The 4,134-nt window shown below is 54.6% G+C and carries 2 protein-coding genes and 3 pseudogenes; 3 read left to right on the top strand and 2 right to left on the bottom strand.

The window, feature by feature from the left end; all coding sequences use genetic code 11:
- On the bottom strand, positions 1 to 187 hold a 187-nt coding region (locus HV796_RS43710), incomplete at its 3' end, for a hypothetical protein (RefSeq protein WP_217478205.1).
- Between the two features lie 613 nt (positions 188 to 800).
- Positions 801 to 1,512: pseudogene (locus tag HV796_RS40520) on the bottom strand (IS6 family transposase).
- Positions 1,513 to 1,579: 67 nt separating this feature from the next.
- Here HV796_RS40520 and HV796_RS40525 point away from each other — a divergent pair.
- The 3 genes and pseudogenes from HV796_RS40525 to HV796_RS40535 form a co-directional block, all read left to right on the top strand.
- Positions 1,580 to 1,837: pseudogene (locus HV796_RS40525) on the top strand (transposase); the annotation flags it as partial.
- Between the two features lie 1,180 nt (positions 1,838 to 3,017).
- Positions 3,018 to 3,098 (top strand): annotated as a pseudogene (locus HV796_RS40530) (IS6 family transposase); the annotation flags it as partial.
- A gap of 141 nt (positions 3,099 to 3,239) precedes the next feature.
- Positions 3,240 to 3,842: a hypothetical protein gene (locus HV796_RS40535; RefSeq protein WP_175233318.1), complete on the top strand. Its 603-nt coding sequence runs from the start codon at positions 3,240 to 3,242 to the stop codon at positions 3,840 to 3,842.
- The last annotated feature ends 292 nt before the right edge of the window (positions 3,843 to 4,134 follow it).

Consider the following 4,134-nt stretch of genomic DNA (forward strand, 5'->3'; position numbering starts at 1 on the left):
CGGGCATCCGCCCGGCGTCCGGAAAGAAGGCTCCATACCATTCGATGGCTTCCCTGATGCTTCTTTCCAGCTCCGGGTCAGCGGCATGTCGGGCCGAACCGGGTACAGCAGGCCGGCCAGGACCGTTGCGGGCAAGCCGGCCAAGCGCTTCGATCCGGGTGTCGGGGATATTTTTTTTCTCGTTCACCTGCCTCATTGCGGGCCCGGCAGAATCGCTGGCCCGTGATCCGGATGGAGGGTATTGCCGCACCAAAGCCTGAGTAATGCTGCCAGTCATACCTGTCCCGTGATGATCTAAAGAGGAAGCCCGCCACACTGGCGCCGTGAGGGAGCGATACACGCCCCCCGGCTTCGAAGCCCGGCAGGCCGACGCTGCCATCAGCGGTGCTCACACCGTCATCGACGGGCAGCCGCATAACAACGTTGGGAAAACTGATGTCAGGAAAGGAAATCCTACGCCGGGGTGCCTGAATCTTATCCTGCGCTGCCTGTGCGTCAAGCAAAGTGCTCAGTTCCTTTTCGCGTTCGAGCTCGCATTCTGTGACCCTCGGACTGCGTGTGATACGTGCAACCCGCGCCGCAACACTACCGTAGGACGTATTAAATCTATGGTTCCTCCGATTTTTGCAACCCCTGCTGCACGATAACGCGGTTGGCTTGCATAAATCTATTCGGCGTCGTTTTGGGGATTGCTCCGCGCGCCACGATGAGATTCGCGCCCGTCGGTCCTGAAAAGTGTCGCGGCATCGAGAGCCAATTTATTTGCCGTTTGATAAATTTTCTATCTGAAGGATGCCTTATCAATCGGACAGGACAGCATTCCATACGGCAGGTGCAGCGATACCCTTGAGGCCGAGCTTCGCGAGATCGAACTGACCGTTGCGAATACGATGCATCAACTCGATGCCTGAAATCGTGGTCGCGGCGGTCCTGAATCGTTTGAAGCCGAGCATCACGTTCGTTCTGGATTTGATGTGACGATGGTCCTGCTCGACCAGGTTGTTCATGTACTTCGGACTTCGATGCTTCGTGTCTTCACGCAGAAGGCCGTCGGCCTTCATCTCGCGCACCGCCCGGTGCGAGGCAGCATAGCCATCGAGCGTGATGGTCGTCGGCGACTGGCCCTGATGCCTGAGGACCTTGCGGACCTTTGGCCGCAGCCACATCGCGCTTTGCCCTGAGTATGAAGTCTACCGTCTGGCCAGCCCGATCCACCACCCGGTACCGGTAGACCCACCTGCCCCGAACCTTCAGCCAGGTCTCGCCGACACGCCACGAGCGACCCGCGGGTGTAGCAAAGCGGTTCCAGCGTTTGACGAACTCGGGCGTATAACGCCTCACCCGGCGAAGGATCGTCGTGTGAGCCAGCGACGAACGCCGTTTGGACATCATCCCGACAAGATCGCGCAGGCTCAGCTTGTAGCGCAGGTACCAGCGAAGACACAGAATGATGATCTTCCGATCGAAATGCCGCCCACCGAACAGCCCCTCCGGACCTTTTTGCTTGCTCATCACCGGCTACCAGTTTGATGGCCGGCTACTCTAACCGATTCACCGAAACTATTTGCACCAGAGCCCCATCAAGCGCGGCAAGATCAAGGCGATGTGCGAAGGCGCATTGAAGGAGCTGTTGATCGCTGCGGAGCGATCCAGGGCCCAGATCCGGGTGCGGGTCGAGCATCCATTCCATGTGATCAAAAATCTGTTTGGTCGTCGCAAGGTACGCTACAAAGGTCTGGCGAAGAACACGGCGCAGTTGTTGAGCCTGTTTGCACTGGCAAATTTGCTGCCAGCCAAGAAATCGTTGTTGACTTGTCATGGACGTCGTCCGTCCTGAGTACGCAAAGTGCCTCAGGAGCGGGCTTAAAACCGGCCCTTTTCGGAAAAACCCCCGCTCGACACGCACTTATATTTCGCATCGAAAAACTAGATGATCAGGTCGAGAGTCTCATCGACACAAACGGTTACTGATCAGCGCCTCCCTAAACGACTGGCCCCATCGCCCCACAATCAGCCCTATTGAAATTGCGCCAGCATGAAACGTATTGCGCGCCACGGGTCAAATGCATCGTTGGGGTTACATAGAGTAAGTGGGTTTTCAACCACTTTCAGGTAATCACTCCATGCCCGAAATTAGCGACATTACCGGCGGCTATACGCCGACTATCTCTCACGAATCGCACAACGACTGGTCGCTGGCCTCCGTCTCTGATAGGGGGCGACAGGGCCTTCGCTTACCGACCGATCAGGCAAGGGGATCAGCAGCCTTGGGGGCGCTGCCGAGTTACTCGGCAGTGGTCGCTCAGCCGAGCCGATCAGCGCCCCTCCTGCGTACTCCGGCCGAACAGGGGCGCCTCCTGCCTACCCTGAGAAATCTAATTTTGTTGGTAAAGTGTTCTCTGTAGTGGCCCAGCCCATGCATACTTTAAAGGTTCATAGACTCGAGAGAGATCTTCGCAAGGGAAACATCTCAGCGGATGAGACATTATATAAAATAATGAAATATGCAAACCAAGTTAAAATCGCGTCTTTAGAAGAGAACGCTGACTAAATTATAAAAAAATTAGTGATATTCCTGCAAAATATCCGGCTGCGATAAGGACGACGGCAATAGAATATATTAATGATATAGCCAATAAAACAGTGGCGCGAACGGATCGTCCGTTGCCGGTTCAAGCCGCGCGCGCTGGTTAGTACGGCGAGAAACGAGGAGAGCCAGATTTTAAAATAATTTTTGTCGATAGTGGGGCGAATTTTTTTAACTAAGAGCGAGGCAGCCCCGTGACGGAAAGATGAAATTCCGGTAACCAGCCCGTGGATATGAACTTGATCCATCGTCGACAAACGGCCCGTGCGCCGCGTTACCCATGAGGTCGGATACATTGGCGTTCGAGATCCCGGCAGCAAGAGCGATGCTCATCCTCCTTGCAAAAACAGGCCATATAAAAATCATCGATTCTGTCGAAATAAGGCAGTTGGTTATGATGTACGGAACAAGATGAACGACTGAATGCTTGATGAAGACACTGATTCCGGCCGAGGCCCGCGTGCTCAAGTGCCAGCATTATCCGCTTGATGTAATCCTGACGTGCGTGCGTTGACAGGTGTCTTATGCGCTAAGCCCGCGAAACCTTCGAGAAATGCGCTGCAGTACGTGTCATTTCTCTACCAGAAAATGTGCCAGAGTGATACGTGTACATCATGCAGTTATCCAAACTTATTGAACAGGTGGCGTCAATATGCCCGGCAAATACAGTCTCGATTTTCAGAACCCGGCGCGGGCAAACGATATCGCGTCCTCCGACTTCGACGACTACGACTATGACGGAATGGTGGACACAAGCCTTGGTAAACGGGCGACGGGCGTAACCCCGCCTGGCTCCCCGAGGCCAAGCTCTCCACGCCTGCAATCCGTCACACCGGCGCTCCAGCCGTTGCAGCATTCTTTCACTAGCGCGGCTATCCGGCGGCCAGCAAAACAAGGTTCCGAGCAATCGGAGCCGCAAGTTTCTCCGGGCACGCCATCCTGTCAAAGTACGGAGACAGGAGGCGCTCAGGTGGCCCCGATCATGAGCAAGGCAGCGCTCGTGGACAGGCTCGTTTCACAGGTACGCAAGGAGAAGCGTGCGCCCGGAGCGGACGTTGCCGTGATTGCCGACTGGCAGAAAAGGACTTTTGGTTTGCCGTGGGGCCGCACCATGTCGGAGTATGGTCACCGCACCTCGGGAGGTAACGACTATTTGTCACGTGAAAAGGGGTTGACAGAATTTCACGAAGCCTCGGTCAAGCGCCTTTACGGGACACCGGAAATTAGCAAACTTGTCAACGAAGACCAGTCCTGAGTTGGCTGCGCTTGGAAGGTTCTGCCGCAATAAGGATGCTTTTTTCAAGCCAAATGAATACGATAAATAATGCTTATCTATCTAGCGATTAAAACTACTCAGCGGACTTTTGTCCGCTGCTTTTCATCTGCCCCTTCTTGATCATGTGCATGAGCTCGACGCCACGAAATCCGACGTGCGTCTTATTGAGTTTCCCATAAAACATGACAACCGATTCGATGCTGGCGCGTTATATCTCTAACGGATTGAATGGAGATACGCGCCATGGCAAAGAAGCCGTTGGACGAGGCAA

The sequence above is a fragment of the Paraburkholderia humisilvae genome, from assembly GCF_902859855.1.
Taxonomy (GTDB): Bacteria; Pseudomonadota; Gammaproteobacteria; order Burkholderiales; family Burkholderiaceae; genus Paraburkholderia; species Paraburkholderia humisilvae.